The organism is Luteolibacter sp. (assembly GCF_039920825.1).
In the GTDB taxonomy this organism is placed as follows: domain Bacteria; phylum Verrucomicrobiota; class Verrucomicrobiia; order Verrucomicrobiales; family Akkermansiaceae; genus Luteolibacter.
The window spans coordinates 46766-63125 of record NZ_JBDSCX010000042.1 but is presented as its reverse complement, the minus strand read 5'-3'; the positions used below and the strand labels follow the sequence as shown (position 1 = coordinate 63125).

General features: G+C 59.4%; 5 protein-coding genes. All 5 read right to left on the bottom strand.

Features of this window, described 5'->3' with window-relative positions:
* Window positions 1–30: 30 nt before the first annotated feature.
* On the bottom strand, window positions 31–1245 hold the full coding sequence (locus ABIQ96_RS12705; protein WP_348214972.1) for a hypothetical protein: 1215 nt from the start codon (window positions 1243–1245) through the stop codon (window positions 31–33).
* Window positions 1246–1300: 55 nt separating this feature from the next.
* Window positions 1301–2137, bottom strand: coding sequence for a hypothetical protein (locus ABIQ96_RS12700; protein ID WP_348214971.1), 837 nt, complete (start codon window positions 2135–2137; stop codon window positions 1301–1303).
* A 190-nt stretch (window positions 2138–2327) separates the two neighbouring features.
* Window positions 2328–13658, bottom strand: a complete 11331-nt coding sequence (locus ABIQ96_RS12695; RefSeq protein ID WP_348214970.1) for a filamentous haemagglutinin family protein — start codon at window positions 13656–13658, stop codon at window positions 2328–2330.
* 107 nt (window positions 13659–13765) lie between these two features.
* On the bottom strand, window positions 13766–14452 hold the full coding sequence (locus tag ABIQ96_RS12690; RefSeq protein ID WP_348214969.1) for a phage major capsid protein: 687 nt from the start codon (window positions 14450–14452) through the stop codon (window positions 13766–13768).
* Window position 14453: 1 nt separating this feature from the next.
* Window positions 14454–16355 (bottom strand): putative porin, encoded by a 1902-nt coding sequence (locus ABIQ96_RS12685; protein WP_348214968.1) that lies wholly within the window; start codon window positions 16353–16355, stop codon window positions 14454–14456.
* Between the last annotated feature and the right edge of the window lie 5 nt (window positions 16356–16360).

The window sequence follows — 16360 nt, the reverse complement described above, 5'->3', positions numbered from 1 at the left end:
AGTTGAATTATTGATTTACGATCCAGCGGATTACTGAAGCGGGAGGACCGGGCCACCGTCACCGCCCGAGCGTGTCACAGCCATGGCGCTGATGGCGATGGCGTTGGTTGGAAGGTTGGCGACAATGCCGCTGCGGAGAGACGTATCAAACGACTTCTGGGCAGCGGTGGCACCACTCACGAGATAAAGCTGCTCGTAGCCCCAGAAGGTGTAGCTGCCGTTTTTCACATTGGCCACGGTGTAGGGAACTCCATTGAAGCTCAGCATTTTGGCACCTTCAGCGACAGCGGCCACACCTTCGGTGGCATCCACATAGCCGACGAAGAATGCATCGGAACCGACAGGGCTGCCACCGAGGGTCATCGTGGATCCATCGGCGACGAGCAGCTTGTGCACGGCGAGGTTATCCGAAAGGCCGGTGTTCACTGGGCCGGAAACCGCACCGAGCGTGGCATTTGGGAAGGTCCCGGTCACCACAGCGGAATACTGCTGGACGTTGGTGAATGCGCCGTACTTGGTCTCGGAGAGGGAGGTGAGGCGGGTGCCCGATGTGGAACTGCGACCGCAGGCAAGGGCGGTTTGTGTATCTGTAGCAACGCCGGAGAATACCGAAGCTGGGAGCGTGCCGAGGGACCACAGCGCGTTGTGCGTTTGTGTGGTCATGTTGGTGATTCTGTTATAGAGCGTCGCACCGGCCAGCGAGTTGTTCTGGCCGAGCAGATAGATGAACGGCTGTACGCCGATAGGACCGCTCTGGCCGTCAAAGGTGGCATTGGGAGTGGTGGAGAGAGTCTTCGCCACGTCGGAAAACGCCCACTGCGCCTTGCCGGTTTCCAAAAGCCTGGTGGGGGTGCCGGGGGTGTCAAATACCTGTGTTCCATTACCGGTGGTCAAGGTGTTTGCCTTGGTGAGCAAGTTGATGTTGGTTTGGTTCGCTACGGCGACAATGCCGGCACCGGAACCCTGCCAGAAGCAACGGACATACACCGTGTCACCAGGGAATGCGGCGCTGGTGCCCTTGAAGATCGACGTGGTCGCCAGATCGAGCGAGACGGGGGTGTTATCATTGGCGACATAGTAGGCGATCTCGGTGGTGGCACCGCCAAGCATGGCCTTGAAAGTGGCGTGGGCTGCCGAACGGAAGGCGGAGGAGCCTGTGAAGTTCAGGAACACATCGGCGGCGGAAGCGTGCATGCCACCGGCGATGGTGAGTGCGCTGAAGAGGATTGCGAATTTTGATTTCATGATATTGTATGTTAGATTTTTTGTGTTTTGTGTTTGGTTTTTGATTTTAACGGGATCAGGCGAGTTGGTAACGGCGGCGGCGGAATGCGGCGGCAATACCTGTTGCTCCCAGCAGCAAGGTGGAGGAGACTTCCGGAATCAGGCTGATATCGCCGTTGGAGCCGATTTGAAGGGTGGTCTCAAAAGTGCCGCCGCCGAGGACGCCGGCAGGATTCGCACCCGTGTCGGTGGCTATGATGCGCTGAATATCCGCATAGGTGTTGGAGGTCCCCTTGCCGAAGTTCTGCTGGACATCAAGGAAGGTATTCAGAGCGGTGCCAGTGTTGGATACCCAAGCAGACCAGACGTTGCCCGATACAACCGGGGAGGTGTTGAGGTCGATCGTGATGATGGCCGCTTCGCCGTTGGCGGTGTAATTGGAGGAGCTGCCGAGGACGCCTTCCATGCCGCTGAAATTATTTCCCGCAACTCCAAGTGAGTTAGCGCTGTAGCTGCCCACGGTATAGAGACTGCCCGAGTTGGGGGTGGAAACGTAGAAGGTGCGGGAAGGATCACCATTAACAGGGGCTTGGTAGCCAAACCCCGGGGTTTCTTTTCCGAAGTTAAGGTTGCCGAGTACGCCGAAGTAGAGATCCGTGCGCGAATACCAGTTTGCGCCGTAGGCGCTGGACAGGGCGGAGCTGATATTGCCTACAAGACCTTGGTAGGGGTTATCACGGGCGCCAACGCCGGAGCCGAGGTTGAAGTACACCGTTGACGAAGCTCCCGTGCCGCCACTGGCTTGGAAACCCAGAATCATGTCTCCGTTAGTGAATGTGAACGCCGCCATGGCGGAGGAGCTCGCCGCGGCCATTCCAAACCCTAGCAGCAAAGCTTTTTGGATTAATTTCATGTTGTTTTTATGATTTTTGATAGACGAAAAAACCAGAGTGGCTTCTTGGCTGGGCACACATTTTGATTTCAGACCGGCTTTTCAAATCTCAAAAATATGCCAACTTCGTCACATTCCAGATCATTGATTTTTAACGACAAATAGCTTGAAATCCCTTTCGGCGGTAAGCCTGTCCTCCAAAGGCCGCGTCCTAGGGTGCGGTCGTTTCCGCCGCTTTCCCGCGCTTCTCTCCGTCGTCATCCTCCTCGTCGTCGGCAGCGCCACCTCCGTCGCCGTAGCCGATGACTTCCACGGAGATGATAGAAGGTGCTGCATCCGCAGCGGTTTGCATTTCGGATGGTTGTTTCTCCGGCTGATTCGCCGCCGTGCTGTTGGTGGCGGCCGCGGCATTCGAGGCACTCGTTACCGTGCTGATACTTGGCCCGCTGACCGTGGTGGAGGGAGTACCCGTACTGGTGCCTCCCGCTGAGATGTTTCCGGCGTTGACGACCGTGAGGGCGGCCAGGTTGATATTGCCGCTCACACGAATGCCGGCGTCACCCGCGTCGATGATTCCCGTAGGGGCGATAAGGTCCACATCGCCGGGTTTGGCTCCCGCTACGGTGGCCAGCACTCCGATACCACCCCCAGTGGCCAGACCGGCAAGATCGGTCTCGACCGAAGCGCTTTGGGGATCGATGACCACGCGAGTAGGCGGAGCGGACTGGATGGTCCGGGATGAGGAGCCTGCGGCGATATCGCCCTTGGAGGACCAGATGACCACGTCGCCGCCGCGGAGCGTGAAGATCCGTCCGATGCCGATGTTCACACTCTGATCCGCGAAGAGTGAAATTGAGCCACCTGATTCGGTGATGATGCCAGGAGGAGTCAGAGGGTTTCCGATGGTGGTTTCCGACATTTTCAACCCGCCACCGGGTGCAATGATGCCGATGTCACCGCCGCTTCGCGTGCGGATGTCGCGGGCCCGGGTGAGGACGGTTCCATCCCATTTGGTTTTTTCGGGGAAGAGCGCCTTGATCGCCTCGAAGCCTGCATCGTATTTCCGGTATCCCGGGCTATCAGGATCGTTGTAGTCCCGGCCGGTGTCGCGCAGGATTCGATAGAAGACCTCAAGTGCAAGCAATGCCTGCTGCTCCCGCGACTGTTTGGAAAAGTCCACGCCGGGAGCGATTTCCTCAAGGTAATCCGAGCCTTGGGAGGTGGATACGAATTGCTCGATGAATGTATTGAGCGCGAGCTGACTGGATGAGAGCGACGCGGCGAGGCCGATACCGGCTGCCACGACCAGATCGGAACCCTGGGCGGGAAGGTAGGGATTGCGGTTATTGCCTATGGAAACGATGCCTGTTCCGGTGCCGTCCGTGTTGCTGGAGCCGGTTCCCAGATCGAGATTGCGGCCGGCGAGAACCTGCAGGGTGCCGGGTCCGGAAATCTGGATGTCTCCTGCCAGTTGAGGTTCTCCGAGGGACAGGGCGTTGCCATCCGACAAGGCGGCAACCCTTGAAGGGCTTGAGCCATTGGAGGCGACAATGTCCCTTCCCGCCGTCACCACCGACACGTCCGATGCCGTGGAATTCTGGAGATAGAGAGAGACATCCGTGAGATCCCTGCCCGCCGAGATGCGGGCGAATTTCCCGGAGAACACGGAGAGTCCGGACAGGTCGCCGTCGAGTGCATAGATTCTGAGCGGATCGCTGTCCTGTGAATGGAGCCCGCCGGGAGTGTGGCGGGCCTGGCGGGTCTGCAGCACGGCATTGGTGCCGATATAGGAGCCGGATTCAGTGAACAGCGATGCAAGACCGGACATGAAATCGGTCGTGGATTCGCTCGTAGGATTGGCTCCGGTTGGGAGGTATTTGAAATATGTTAGAGGGGAAAGGCCCGATGGAATCGAATCAGGATTTGCATCTGATAGGTTGATCGTGGCGGAGGTCCACGACTGGACTGACCGTCCGGGGACGAGGAAACTGGAAAGCCCCGTGGGATTCAGGCCATTGACCGAACCTGATGCCACGATTTCAAGTTGGCCGGAAGGAGATGGATTGAGTGTGATGTCACCGGACAGATTGACGTTTCCGGCAAGCGACGAGAGCGAGAGGCTGGATGCCGATAGGGACCACACCGGCGAGAATGCCCCCAGATTGGTTTCAGCAAGCCGCAGCCAGGGCTGGAACCACGCGGTCGAGGACGGGGAGTTGGTGAGCAGGAGTTGGGTTTCATACCACGCCTTCAGTGCGGGCTCGGGACCGAATTGCACGGGCAAGGTGACGGCGTTACGAACGGTGACATCGCCTCCGAGCGACAGTGCGCTGACCGTGCTGTCCGCGGATAACGTGGAGAAATAGGATCGATACCAAAAGCGGTTATTCAGACCTTGTGGCAGGAGGAAAGGATTGGCCACCGGCCCCATCAGGAGATCACCTGCTGCGGTGAGATCGAATGAGGACTTCCCTATAAACAAAGTGGTGGGCATCCAGGTGAGGGGATCGAGTCGCGCGGTGTCCGGATCGTTGAGATTGGTGGTAAGGCCGAAGGATGGCGAGCGGGTCGCGTTGGTGGTGATGCTTCCACCGGCATTGAGGGTTCCGTGACCGCGTTCAACGTAGTAAACCCCTCCGCTGATGTCGTTGCCCGAGGTGACGTGAAGATCGCCACCACCGAGCTCGACGAACGCGTCCGCCGAGGGGATGCCGCGGGCGGCGCGGGCATTGGTGGGAATCACGGCGTCCACGTTCGTGATGTTGTTCCCGGCCACGAGGTCGATGTTTCCGCCCCCGAGGGCTCCCACGTCTTGGAAAAAGTTGCTGAAATCCACCCACCAGGTGGTGGAAGCCGCCAGATCGGTGGATGCACCGAATCCAGATCCGATCCTCACTTGGCCATAGGTCCCGTCCGGGCCCACCAAGCCCCTGCGATAAAGCCAGTTATTGGGAAGCTGGCGTGATGAATCGTCAATGAGGCCGGAATTGTTGAGGGTTTTCCGTTCGATGTTCTGGCCGACGGTGATGGCGACATTGCCGCCCGCCATGCTATATTGGGCGGCATACGTCTGTTGGGCCCTCCCGAGATTGCCTTGGGAAATATTGCGGTTGAGGATCGGCGTCACGAAGTCGTTAGAGGTGTTGACCGTAGTGGGATCAGCGAGGCTGGTGCCTGCTGTATAGATCGAGGCGAAGGGGTTTAACAAACGAAGGCTTCTTCCGGCTTGGATGTCGATGTCGCCCGAACCGGTGCGGATCACCTGATAGAGGTCGCCAATGATGGACGAGGTCTGGGCATTGGTGCCACCCGTGGCGGTGGCTGTTCCCGCGTTTTTCCCAAGTTGGAACAGGCCGGAGTCAACCCCAAGAGATTCCAGCGGCTTGACCGCGCGGAAATTTGATGCGGACAAATCAGCCCCCGCAGTCATTCGCAGCGACCAAGACTGCGAGTTGGCCGGAAGCAGCGGGTTATAGGCCATCAGCGGAGCCAGCCAGAGATTGTCACCCGAAAATCCGTCGCTCAAGGCGTTGTTGAAGGTAAGATTGCCCGCAGCGCGGAGCGTTAGAACGCCTGCGGCACCTTTGGGTCCGAAACGGAACGTCTCCAGATTCCAATCGCTCGTTGCAGTGGAAGTGGGCGAGCCGAGTACCAGATCTCCGGTGCGGTTATAAATCTCCGCGCCGGGGGCGAGGATCAGATCGAGAGAAGGTTGGAGCGACGAGAGACGGTTCAGCATGGCGGAGTAAGCCGCGGTGGTGGTGCCTGCAGTTCCGAGGAAATCCTCCGCTTCGGATTTAATGGTGTCCTGCACCGTTGACGTGATGTTGCCATCTCCGGTGAGATCATAAAGTTTCACGCCTTCTACCAGAATACTCGAGGCGCCTTTGATAGAACTGCCGATGGAGTTGACCTGCAGATCGGTATTCTCCGCATTGCGAGGAGCCCGCAAGTGGAGGGTGCCGGAGAATTTGCCAAGCGATTCGCTTTTGGTGTTCGCCGCAGCGACGGAGAGATTGATGGTGGATCCTGATTGGAGGTCGAGCACCGCCGTGCTGCTGGAAACACCGTTGCGCTGATTGCCTGCTTCGAGAGTGACGGACCCGCCCTTGCCGGCGGAATCGAATTGGGCCCCTGAAGCGTTGAGCAGCGAGCCAGGTTTAATCACTTGGCCTTTGTCATCGAGTTCGGGGCCTGTTATGGTCAGGTTGCCTGTAGCCATAAGGTCAATGATGCCGCCGGTTAGGCCCGAGGCGTCGATCGTATCGGAGACGCGGATGTTTCCGGAGTCGGCGGAAACCCGATAGATACGGGATGTGGCAAGGCCGTCGATGTTCACATTGCCGTTGCGGATCCGGTAATCGCGGGACTGGGTGAAGCTCCCCGCATTGAGGGCCGCATCCAAGCTGGCAAGTCGGCCGCCTGCCACCGAACCGATGTCCAGCGAGAATTCCCCTTGGTTTCCGGTTGCTCCCGCAGTCCCCGTGATTACTCCCTTCAGATCGAAGATTCCAACAGGAGCTTTCACGTTGATCGCTCCCGCGTTGCCCCCGCCTGGCTTCGCTGAAACATTGATGCTCGCAGCCGCAGCCATCGTCACGGAACCCGTATCTGAAATGAGATTGACGGTGCCGCCGCTGGTGTAGCGGACCGTATCAACGAAGGTGGTGGAGGTGCCGCCGAGATCAAGCAATGAAGCCGCAGTATCGCCAATCGCGAGATCACCTGAAGTCGCACGGAGGGTGAGATTTCCGCTGGGCAGGGTGATATCGCCATTCACCTCCACGCTCGCACCCTGGAGGGTGAGAGCCGCACCAATACCACCGATAAATGATGGGGGAGGACTGCTCTCGGCGAGCCGGTCTAACCGCAGCGAACCCAGAGAGCCGATCTGATATTTGGAAACGCTGGCTCCCGTGAGGAGCGGCGTGCGAAGGTCAAGGTCGCCGGTGGCCTCAAAAGATCCCTCGCCGGAAGTCAGAATGGCATTGGTGGCGGAGAGGGTGGTTTGGGTAAAGCCCTCGACCCGGAGGGCATTGGCTCCAAGCGTGATCTGGTCCGCGTTGAAGATGATCGACCCTGATCGTGGCCCGGACAAGGGAGAGGAAGCCGCGCTGCCGGCACTGTTTCCGAGCGACAGATTGGCTGCTGTTAGAGAAACCGTTCCGCCACCGGCATGGAAGCTGCGGATGGCTGAGGCTTGCAAGGAAAGGCTTTCAACTGCCTGCGACCCGATGGTCCCCGTGCCATAGATGTCCAAGGTGGTGTAACTCAAAAGGGCCAGCCGTTTGGCGGAATTCTGCAAAGAAGACAGGGCGTCTCCCGCCAGCACCAGTCCGGTGGTGTGTTTCAGAGCGCCGGGTTTGTTGAGGCTGATACTGATTTGGCCGCTGTTGAGGGAGACCTTATCCGCGTTCAGGCGGGCGGATTCCGCGAGGCTGGTGCCTGCGGTGGAATCCAGCACGATTCCGCCACCCTCGAGTCTTACGTTTCGCCTAACGACCAGGTTGGGAGCCACGGAAGGACTTACGCCCCTGCGGGTAACGGGGGCGAATGCGCCGCCACTTACCCGGACCAGCGTGCCGTCACCGCTGCCGATGTCGTCGGCATTTCCGATCCATAACTTGTCCAAATCACCGCTGCCGGTACCGGTAATCCCGGCACCCGCGTCCAAGTGAAGTTCATCACTGGCCACAAGAATCACGTCGGAGCCGGTTAGAGATGTTTCGGGATTGTCGAGAGTTAGATTCGATGCGTTGACGGTTACCTGGCTGCCGTCCTCATTGAAGCTGCGAAGGCCGCCAACGAGAAGGCTTTCGGCTCCGAAACTGTTGAGAAGTCCGGATGATAGGACCAGGTCTCCGCTGTTGCCACCACGTCCGGTGTCATTGATGAGAATGTTTGCGGCGCTGTTGATGTCGATTGCGCTGCCGCGCCCGTTCTCCGGGGTGATGGATGTCACGCTGCCTTCGAGCTTCATGACCGAAGATGATGAGAACGAGATGTGTCCCGCATCCACCGGCAATCTGGGAACTGCGAAGCCGCGGCTGAGCGCGGCATCCCTGAGAAAGGTGTTAGCGAGATTATCCTGGTACTCGGCTCTTTGCCGTATCACTTTGGCTGAGGCTACTTCGAAGGCGCCGATGACGGTGGCGCCGACACGAGAAGCATCAAGATCGTTGGAGCGATAGCCGGATACGATCCACGAACCGTCCGCACGTTTCGTCGTTTGCGCGGCAGGAGGGGATGACTGGGGAGTGATGAGGAAAGCGCCAGGTAAAAGGGCATAGCGTGCCGGCAGGAGAGTGTAGGAACCTGCGGGTAGTCCGGAGCTGGCGGCGAGGGTGATCCGGTCACCCACCTTGAGAGTCGGATTAACATAGCCGGACTGCCCCCCCAGATTGGTCGCTTCGGAATCTGGATTGAAAGGGGCGTAGGGAGCGTAGATCGCGGAGTAGTCCGGGATGATGGCGAATCCGGTGGATGATGCGAGAATGTCCTTCGTCCCGCCGTTTCCGGAAACCCAGCGGTAGGCGTAAAGATCGCCACCACCACTGACATCGACCGTGGAACCTTTTTCAGTAACCAATTTGGTTGCCGAGAGCTCGACGGTTTTCCCGGGGAGTCCTTTGACGGTGATGTCATTGCCCGCCGGGTCTATCCAGGAGTTTCCATCCAAACTGAGGCCGTAGGGAATGGTTAGATTTTTGCCGGTTACGGGATCGATCGCTGAGACGGAAACCAGTCCGCCCGCATTGAGGGTGAGCAGCGAAGTGACGGGTCTGGCTGCGGTGCCACCTGCGATGGGATCCACCGGCGCGGTTCCAGTGCCATCCCAACCGAGTTGAATGGTTCCGATGGGAGCCCGCAAGGTTCCACCTTGGGAGATTCTGGATGCGTAAACGCCCAAAGTTCCGCCCGCGGAAAGCGGCAATTGGCGGTCTGATCCTGATAGAAATGAGATTGATCCTCCGACTGTCGCGGCCCCGTCGATGTAGTCATAGGAGAAGATATTGAATCGGCTGGCAGTGGTGGGGTAGATCTGCCCAGCCTTGAATGTGAGCGAACCCGCGGCGTCGAGTGTGCCGTTGCCGCGGATGTCGCCGTTTTTCGCATTAAAGTTAGCCGTGCCGATTCCCTGCAGGGAGATATTTCCGATATCGACCAAGTCGGCGTTCACGTGGAGATCCCCGGTTCCGTGGGTGGGGCTGAACGCATAAGGGGTTACGAAGCCGGCGGTGTCTGACTGGGTGAAGAGGAAGAATTGCTCGGTCGGAAGCCTTGGCGCGGTAAAAGCCTGCCCGATGTTCACGTAAGCCGCTGTGAGATCCATCCTGCCTTCGCCATAGACCGCGCCGCCTGTGGCGATTCGAAGCGAACCGGGGAGGCTGATTTTCACGTCACCTTCGAATTTCACGTTGCCATTGAGCGCGAGCGAATCGAAGCCGCCCGACTTGATAGAGGAGACGATGAAATTGCCAATGCCCGGCTTCGGCGCACCCGATGAGTCTGTTAGTGTGGTCCCTAGTCCGCGGGAAACGAAATTCGAAGGAACCAGGAAACCATTCTGCGTGACCACGAGATTCGCTTCGGCGGAATTGGACGCGGCACCCACCTCCACAAAGCGGCCTGATGAAACTGTGACGGTTCCTCCAATGGCCGAGGAGCCTCCGGCGCGCCCGATGAGAGTGGCGTCCGAATACAGCATTTTAGCCCCCGTCAGCGTGATTCGTCCGCCGTTAGAGCTGATTTCCACTGGCACGGTTTTCGTGCTTCCGGGCGAGGGGAGAGTGGTTTGATCCAAGGTGGAAGCAGATGGAGGCAGATCAAGAATTCCACGGGTTCCGGAAACATCCAACACCGCACCGCGCTCGGAAACGATGTTGCCTGTGAGTGAAATCGAGCCGCCGGCCAATACCTGTCCCTGTCTCAAACCCAATGCGTTTGGTATAAGAAGGGTTTTGCCAACAGCGGACAATGACGCGGTTCCTCCAATCAGGACGGTAGGCAGAAACTGGTTGGGGTCACCCGTTGGGAAACGTCCGGCACCAGCGACGTTGATGGAGCCGCCAGGGGTGATGATGGAACCGGACAGGGTCACGGTGTCTCCGCTCACGCTGACGGTTCCTTTGGCGTCGGTGCGTATCACAGCTCCTTGTTCCATGAGCAGGTCCCCGCGACCGAGAAAGGCTCCGGTCAATTGATCCGCTCCACCTAGCGCATTGAAGGAAATGGATCCAGGCGCGCGAATCCCTTCCTCCTGGGTGATTTTCCGCAAAGAAAAGGTTCCTTCATCGATGACTGCGCTCAAGCCCTTGACGATCGGATGGATCCGGGCATCGGAGGCGATCTTGATCCCGGTGACAAACTCCGCCGGCTCATCGCTGGCCAAGCCTGTTCCTGTTAGTGAAAAAGTGCCGAAGCCTCCCTCATTGAAGAAATCCGGCTGGAGCAGGAGTACTCCAGGATTGGACGTTGAGCCACCTACCTGTATTGCTGGCGCTCCAATCGACAAGCTTCCCGCAGTGCTGCCCGAGAAACCGCTCATCGTCGCGCCGAGCGACAAGTGACCTCCAAGTACGCCCGTGATGTTGAGGTCCCTGCCTGTGGAAATCGCGAGCGATCCGCCCTTTCCATAGGTCACTTTACCGAGGGGATCCAACGAGGCGCCACCTGAAACGTCGAGATTTCCGCCCGTGGACAGCTCGGCGGAGAACGCATTGATGGAAATCGATCCGCCATCGATTGCCAATGGCAACTGGCCGGATTGCGCCGAGTCGATTCGATCATCCACCAGCAGGCCCGCCGTGCTGATAGATGCGGACTTTCCAAGGGTGAACACTCCCGCTCCCTTGACCGCCTCTGGCAGGCTGGTGCCGGAGGAATTGTTGAGAAAATTCAACGTGCCGAGGGAGATGTTCGGGCACCGGAAGGAAAGTTTTCCGTCCGGGACGGTGATTTTGCCTTCAATATCGATTACGGAGGCATTGAATGAAATTTCCCCTCCATTCGAAGCATCCAGTTTGACACCGGTTGGGAGGATGATCTTGCCGTCCGGGTTGTTCAACGACAACACACCAAACCCATACTTGGTCATGAGGTCCGGGGAGAGTTGGACATTTTCGACACGCGCTGCGTCCAGGGCCAGCGGATTGCCCTCGGCATCAAGCGTGAAGGCTCCCACCGGAGACTGCGTTTTGAAATTTCCAATGGTCAGCACCGGAGGAGTCGGCGAATAATCCGGCAATTTTGGATAGGTTTTATCCGTTGCGGTGAATGACAGGCTCAAGGAGGCGGGCTTGGCAGGCGTCAAACGTTGCTTTTCTCCGTTGGTCGTCCGGCCCAGCAGGGTGCCGTCGAGAGCCATGGCGGGAGCGGATATCGATAGCTTCCCGCCGGCGGCACCTTGGATTGAACCGGGATCGTAGTAGTTGCCATCCGGCGCCAGTGATCCGTGATAGATGTTGGAGACACCGAACTTGACGTTCTGCTCGGTGAAGGTCCCGTCGTAGATGCCTTTGTAAATCACGTCCGGTGTGGCTTGGCTGATGTCCACCAGACGCCCGTCACTGGTGATCAACCGGGTGGTGTGCACCATGCCGGGCTTGAACACCGTGGAGCCGCCGGAAACATCGATCTTCGAGCCCTTCTGCATCACCACCGAACTGCCGGCGCTGATGTTGACGGTACCTCCGGCGACGGTGAGCTGGCCGACCGATTTCTGGATCAGGTTGGCGAAACCTGATAGATTTGCGAGAGGAGTGCCAACCCAGAGTCCGCTCTGATAGATTGCCTGATCGCGGATGTCCACCGTTACGGTGACGTTGCGGAGGATGCCTTCGCGTTGGAGCGGGGAATCCGCCAACTCGGCTCCACGGAGATCCACGGAGATGAAGTTTTGTGTGACGGGCACCGCCACATTCACGGAGCCGGAAACGTCCACCAGAGCATTTTCGTCCAGATAGACCTGACCTGATGACGGGATGAACGTGCTGGTCGGAGCATTCCCTCCCTGCAGTATCCATTCGCCGGCGGTCAAATCAACCGAGGCGTTCGGAGCTAACAATATCGAGTCCTTGCCGAGATGGACAGCCTTGCCGGAGATCACCACCTGGGATTTCAGGGCCAGTTCGGTGCCGATCGTGGTTTCTTTGCTGTCGAGTTCTGGCAGTATGCTGATGAGGGAGCCCTCGCCAATTTCCACCGTGCCAGATTTCTGGTAAAGAAACGGGGCGCCGCCCGAGCTTCCCGTCTGGTCGTATGCGGTATTGGGGATGGCATCGTAGCTTGCCACCAGATCGATGCGCCCGTTCAGAGCGACCGAGGTCGTGCTGGTGAGAGCACCGGATTGGTTTACATTTTTTCCAGTGATGGTGATACTGCCGCGCGGACTCTCGATGATGCCGTTGTTCGTTGTTGTTCCAGCGTAGGGGCCAACTGCGCCAACATAGACGTCCAAGCCACGCAGGCTGGGATCGGCGGAGCTGTGTGCGGTGAAGCCGACTTGCAGGCCGGAGGCGAGGATCGTTTGGCCATCAGGAGTCGAGATCGTACCGTTGTTAGTGACGTTCGCCCCAACCAGAGTGATGCGTCCTCCTGTTTTTGCAGCGTTGTCTGGGCTGGTGAGTCGCGCGCCGGCTTGCACTGTGATGTCGCCATACTCGCCCGTGAAAGGATCCGGAGTAAACGCGGGGGTGCCGTTAATCCCGGCGGGAATGTCGAGACCGCTGAAAAGGAACTGCGCATCCGGGTTGTTGAGGATTCCGCGGGTGATGAGGTTGGTGTTGATCGGGAGGCTGGAGGCGGTGAGTCCTCTTGCGTTGACCTGGCTGCTGCCGCCGAAGATGATGCCGTTGGTGTTGATCAGATAGACTTGGCCGTCGGCCTTGATGTTGCCGAGGATCTGGGTCGGGTTGCCGGACGGGTCGTTGATTTTGTTGAAGGCGATCCATTTGGCGACGTCGGCTCCGCCTGCTGTCTGGTCGAAGGTGACAGTGGTTTTTTTGCCGACGTTGAAGCTCTCCCAGTTGAGGAGGGCTTGCTGGGCGGTTTGTTTGATGGTGACCTGGGTTTTGCCGTTCTTTTTAACCTGTTGGACGGGGAGGTTGGCTCCGGTCCATTGGGTGGGGTCGGTGGTGGCGGTGGGGGAGATTTGCAGGCCGCCGGCACCGAGGCCATTGGGGACGGCGGGCAGGGTGAAGGTAGGTTTCTTAGGGTTTTTGCCTAGATGGTTGCCGCCGTTTTTGAGGGCTGCCTGACGGGCGGCGGTCTGCATGGCCCGGATGGAGTCGAGGGTGCGGGTGGTGCGGGCGAGGGTGTCGCGGGCATTGGCGCGGGCGGCGTCGGTGGCGGCGGGGCTGTGGGTGTTGGAGCCGGCGCGGCCGGGTTTGTTGGAGGCGGGGCTGCCGCCGCGGAGGATGTCGCCGGCGTTGGCTGTTAGTCCGCTGATGAGGAAGGTGAAGCCGATGAAGACGGGGGCGCCGTATTTTAGCTGGGTGCTGAAGATCGAAGTCGTACGGAAATAGAAACGGTTTGGCTTCATGAAATAGAAAGTTGGAGAAGTACTGAATCATCCGGCGTCGTTGGACTACGACCGGTCTCACTGATCCGCGATTTCGAGGGAATTGGATAGTGACGATTGCGTCACATTCAGGGCTTTGCCGCAGGTGCCGCGATACGTTGGTCGAGGATTTTGTCTTTGTAGCCTTGGACGAGGTTTTCGACTTTGACGCGGGTGGTGCCGATGAAGGGTTCGCGGGCTGAGAGGGCTTTGCCTAACGAGTAGTTTTCGTAGCGGTCGAGGATTTCGTTGGCGGTGTTGAAGAGGGAGATGTTCTTGCGTCGGAGGTCGGCGATGGCGCGCTGGTCGAGGATGGCTTGGTCGGCGAGTTTGGCGCGTTGTTCTTCGGTGGCTTTGGCGAGGGTGACGGCTTTCTGATAGCCGTCTTTCCACTGGGCGAGGGCGTCGTTGAGCTGGAGGATGCGCTGGTCGCGGTCGGTGAGTCTGGCCTGGAGGGCGGTGGTGGATTTTTCGGCGGCGGCTTTGTCGTCGGCGGTTTGTTTGAGGAGTTTGGTGTTTTTGGTTTCGAGGTTTTTGACGGTGGTTTCGAGGTCTTTGGATTTCTGGTCGGCGGCGGCGGCGGCGACCTGGGCGTTGGCGCTCTCGGTCTGGGCGGTGCGGAGTTGGAGCATGACGGCGCGGAGTTGTTCGCGCAGTTTGACTGATGGGTCGGCGGGCTCGGCGGCGTGGAGGGGTTGGAAGCCTGATGCAAGGAGGAGGAGAAGAAGGAGGGTTGGGACAGGATGTCCCAACCACGATGGGGATTTGATGATCATGTTAGAACTTGGCGTTGATGTCGAACTGGAGGATGTCGGTGCTGAGGGGCGGGCCGGTGATTTCGTCGGAGCTCATCCAGCGCAGGCCGGCGCGGACGGCGGGGGAGAGGGCCATGCTGCCGCCAAGGGTGAAGCCTTGGACGTTGGTGCCGCCGCCGCCGAAGTCGGAGTCGGTGAAGCCGTCGACGACGGCGTCGGATTCAACGTAGCGGTAGCCGAAGCCGGCCTGCCAGTCGCCGAAGTGTTCCATGGAGGGTTTGCCGACCTGGAAGGCGAGGTTCCAGGCGGTGTCGCCGCCGTCGAAGGCGCCGACGCTGCCGCTGTTGCCGGCGGCGCGGTTGTTGACGGCCTTGGCGTTGATGGCGGAGGCGTCGAAGGCGATGTTTTTGGTGACTTCGCCTAACAAGGATAGGCGGACGGGGTCGTAGTGGTCGTAGTCGAGCTTGCCGGTGATGGTTAGATTCCGGAACTCGGAGGCGAGGCCGTAGTATTGGTATTGGTATTTGTTGCCGAAGTCGTTGGCGGCGGTGCTGTTGTCGATGTCGCGCAGGGCCATGTAGGTGTTGCCGCGCTGGGCGAAGCCGGGGCGGGTGGTGTCGGTGCTGCCGGCGTCACTGGCGCTGAGGGGGATGAAGGGGTCGGAGAGTTTTCCGGAAATGTCGTTGAAGTCGTAGTAGGCGATGCTGAATTTGGCCTTGAGGTCGCTGGTGATTTTCCAGTCGATGCCGGCTTGCAGGCCGGTGAGCCATTTGTCGGTGCTTTCGAATTTGGAGGGCTGGTTGGAGGCGAAGTTGAAGTCGGTGTTGTAAACGGGGAAGTAGCCGGCGGTGAAGAAGGTGGAGGCCTTGTCGGTTAGGTTGACCTTGCCGCGGACGGCGAGGCCGTCGAAGCCGAGGTCGTCGTCCCACTGGACGTCGGTGGAGAAGAAGGGATTGTCGAAGCGGCCCATCATGAAGGTGAGTTCCTGGCCGTCGCCGGGGCCGGCGTCGTAGCTGAGGAAGGCGCGGTCGAGCCAGATGGCGTATTTGGAGAAGTTTCCGCCGCTGGCGCCGAGGGTCTGGTTGGGGGAGGTGGGCGAGTTGCTCTCGCCGGTGCCGAGACGCAGGCCGGCGTTGAAGCCGTCGCCTAACAAGATGTCGGTGCCGAAGCGGGCGCGCAGGCGGGTGCGCTGGCGGTCCTGGTCCACGTTGTATTGGGGGGAGAACTGGGTGCCGGAGGTGTCGAAGGGTTGTCCGGTGTTGATGGCGTTGAAGTTGGGGAAGGCGCCGCTGGCGTCGTTGCCGGCGGGGAAGAAGGTGCCGTCGTAACGGCCGCGGATGTCGCCGAAGGGGCGGAATCGATCGGTCCACTCGGGGTAGTGTTTCTCGCTCCATTTTTCCTCGCGGGCCTGGGCCATGAGTTCCTGTTTGATTTCGTCGCGCATGTTGTTTTTGACGACTTCGGGGATGTAGGTGACGCGCATGTCGTCGGGGCCGGGCGCGGGGGGCAGGGCGGCGATGTCGGCCTGGGCCTGTTGCTGCTGTTGGGCGGCGGCGGCATCGGCCTGGGCCTGTTGGATCATGACGTTGGCTTCCTCGCGAGTGAGGATTTTTTTCTCAACGAGGCGGTTGATGAGGTTGACGGTGACGTTGGGCGATGGCGCGGCGGTCTGGGCCGGAGCGGGCAGGTCGCCGGCGGGCGGGGTGTCGATGACGGGATCGGGGGTCTCTGATAGAGCGGCTTCGCCGGACGGGGTGACGGGCGCGGTCTCGGTGACAACCTCTTCGGCGCGGAGCGTGCCGGTGGCGGCTAGAAGCAGAAGCGCTGGGAGCGAGACGCTCCCACCACGGACTGGGGCGAGACGCCCCAGCCACTTGGAGGCGGCAAGGAGGAGGGTGGCGGCGATGGGACGGATGGGAGACATGAGAG

Bases quoted from the DNA above. Each gene is read 5' to 3' on its own strand.
- ABIQ96_RS12705 (WP_348214972.1), bottom strand. From the start codon at position 1,245: ATGAAATCAAAATTCGCAATCCTCTTCAGCGCACTCACCATCGCCGGT.
- ABIQ96_RS12700 (WP_348214971.1), bottom strand. From the start codon at position 2,137: ATGAAATTAATCCAAAAAGCTTTGCTGCTAGGGTTTGGAATGGCCGCG.
- ABIQ96_RS12695 (WP_348214970.1), bottom strand. From the start codon at position 13,658: ATGAAGCCAAACCGTTTCTATTTCCGTACGACTTCGATCTTCAGCACC.
- ABIQ96_RS12690 (WP_348214969.1), bottom strand. From the start codon at position 14,452: ATGATCATCAAATCCCCATCGTGGTTGGGACATCCTGTCCCAACCCTC.
- ABIQ96_RS12685 (WP_348214968.1), bottom strand. From the start codon at position 16,355: ATGTCTCCCATCCGTCCCATCGCCGCCACCCTCCTCCTTGCCGCCTCC.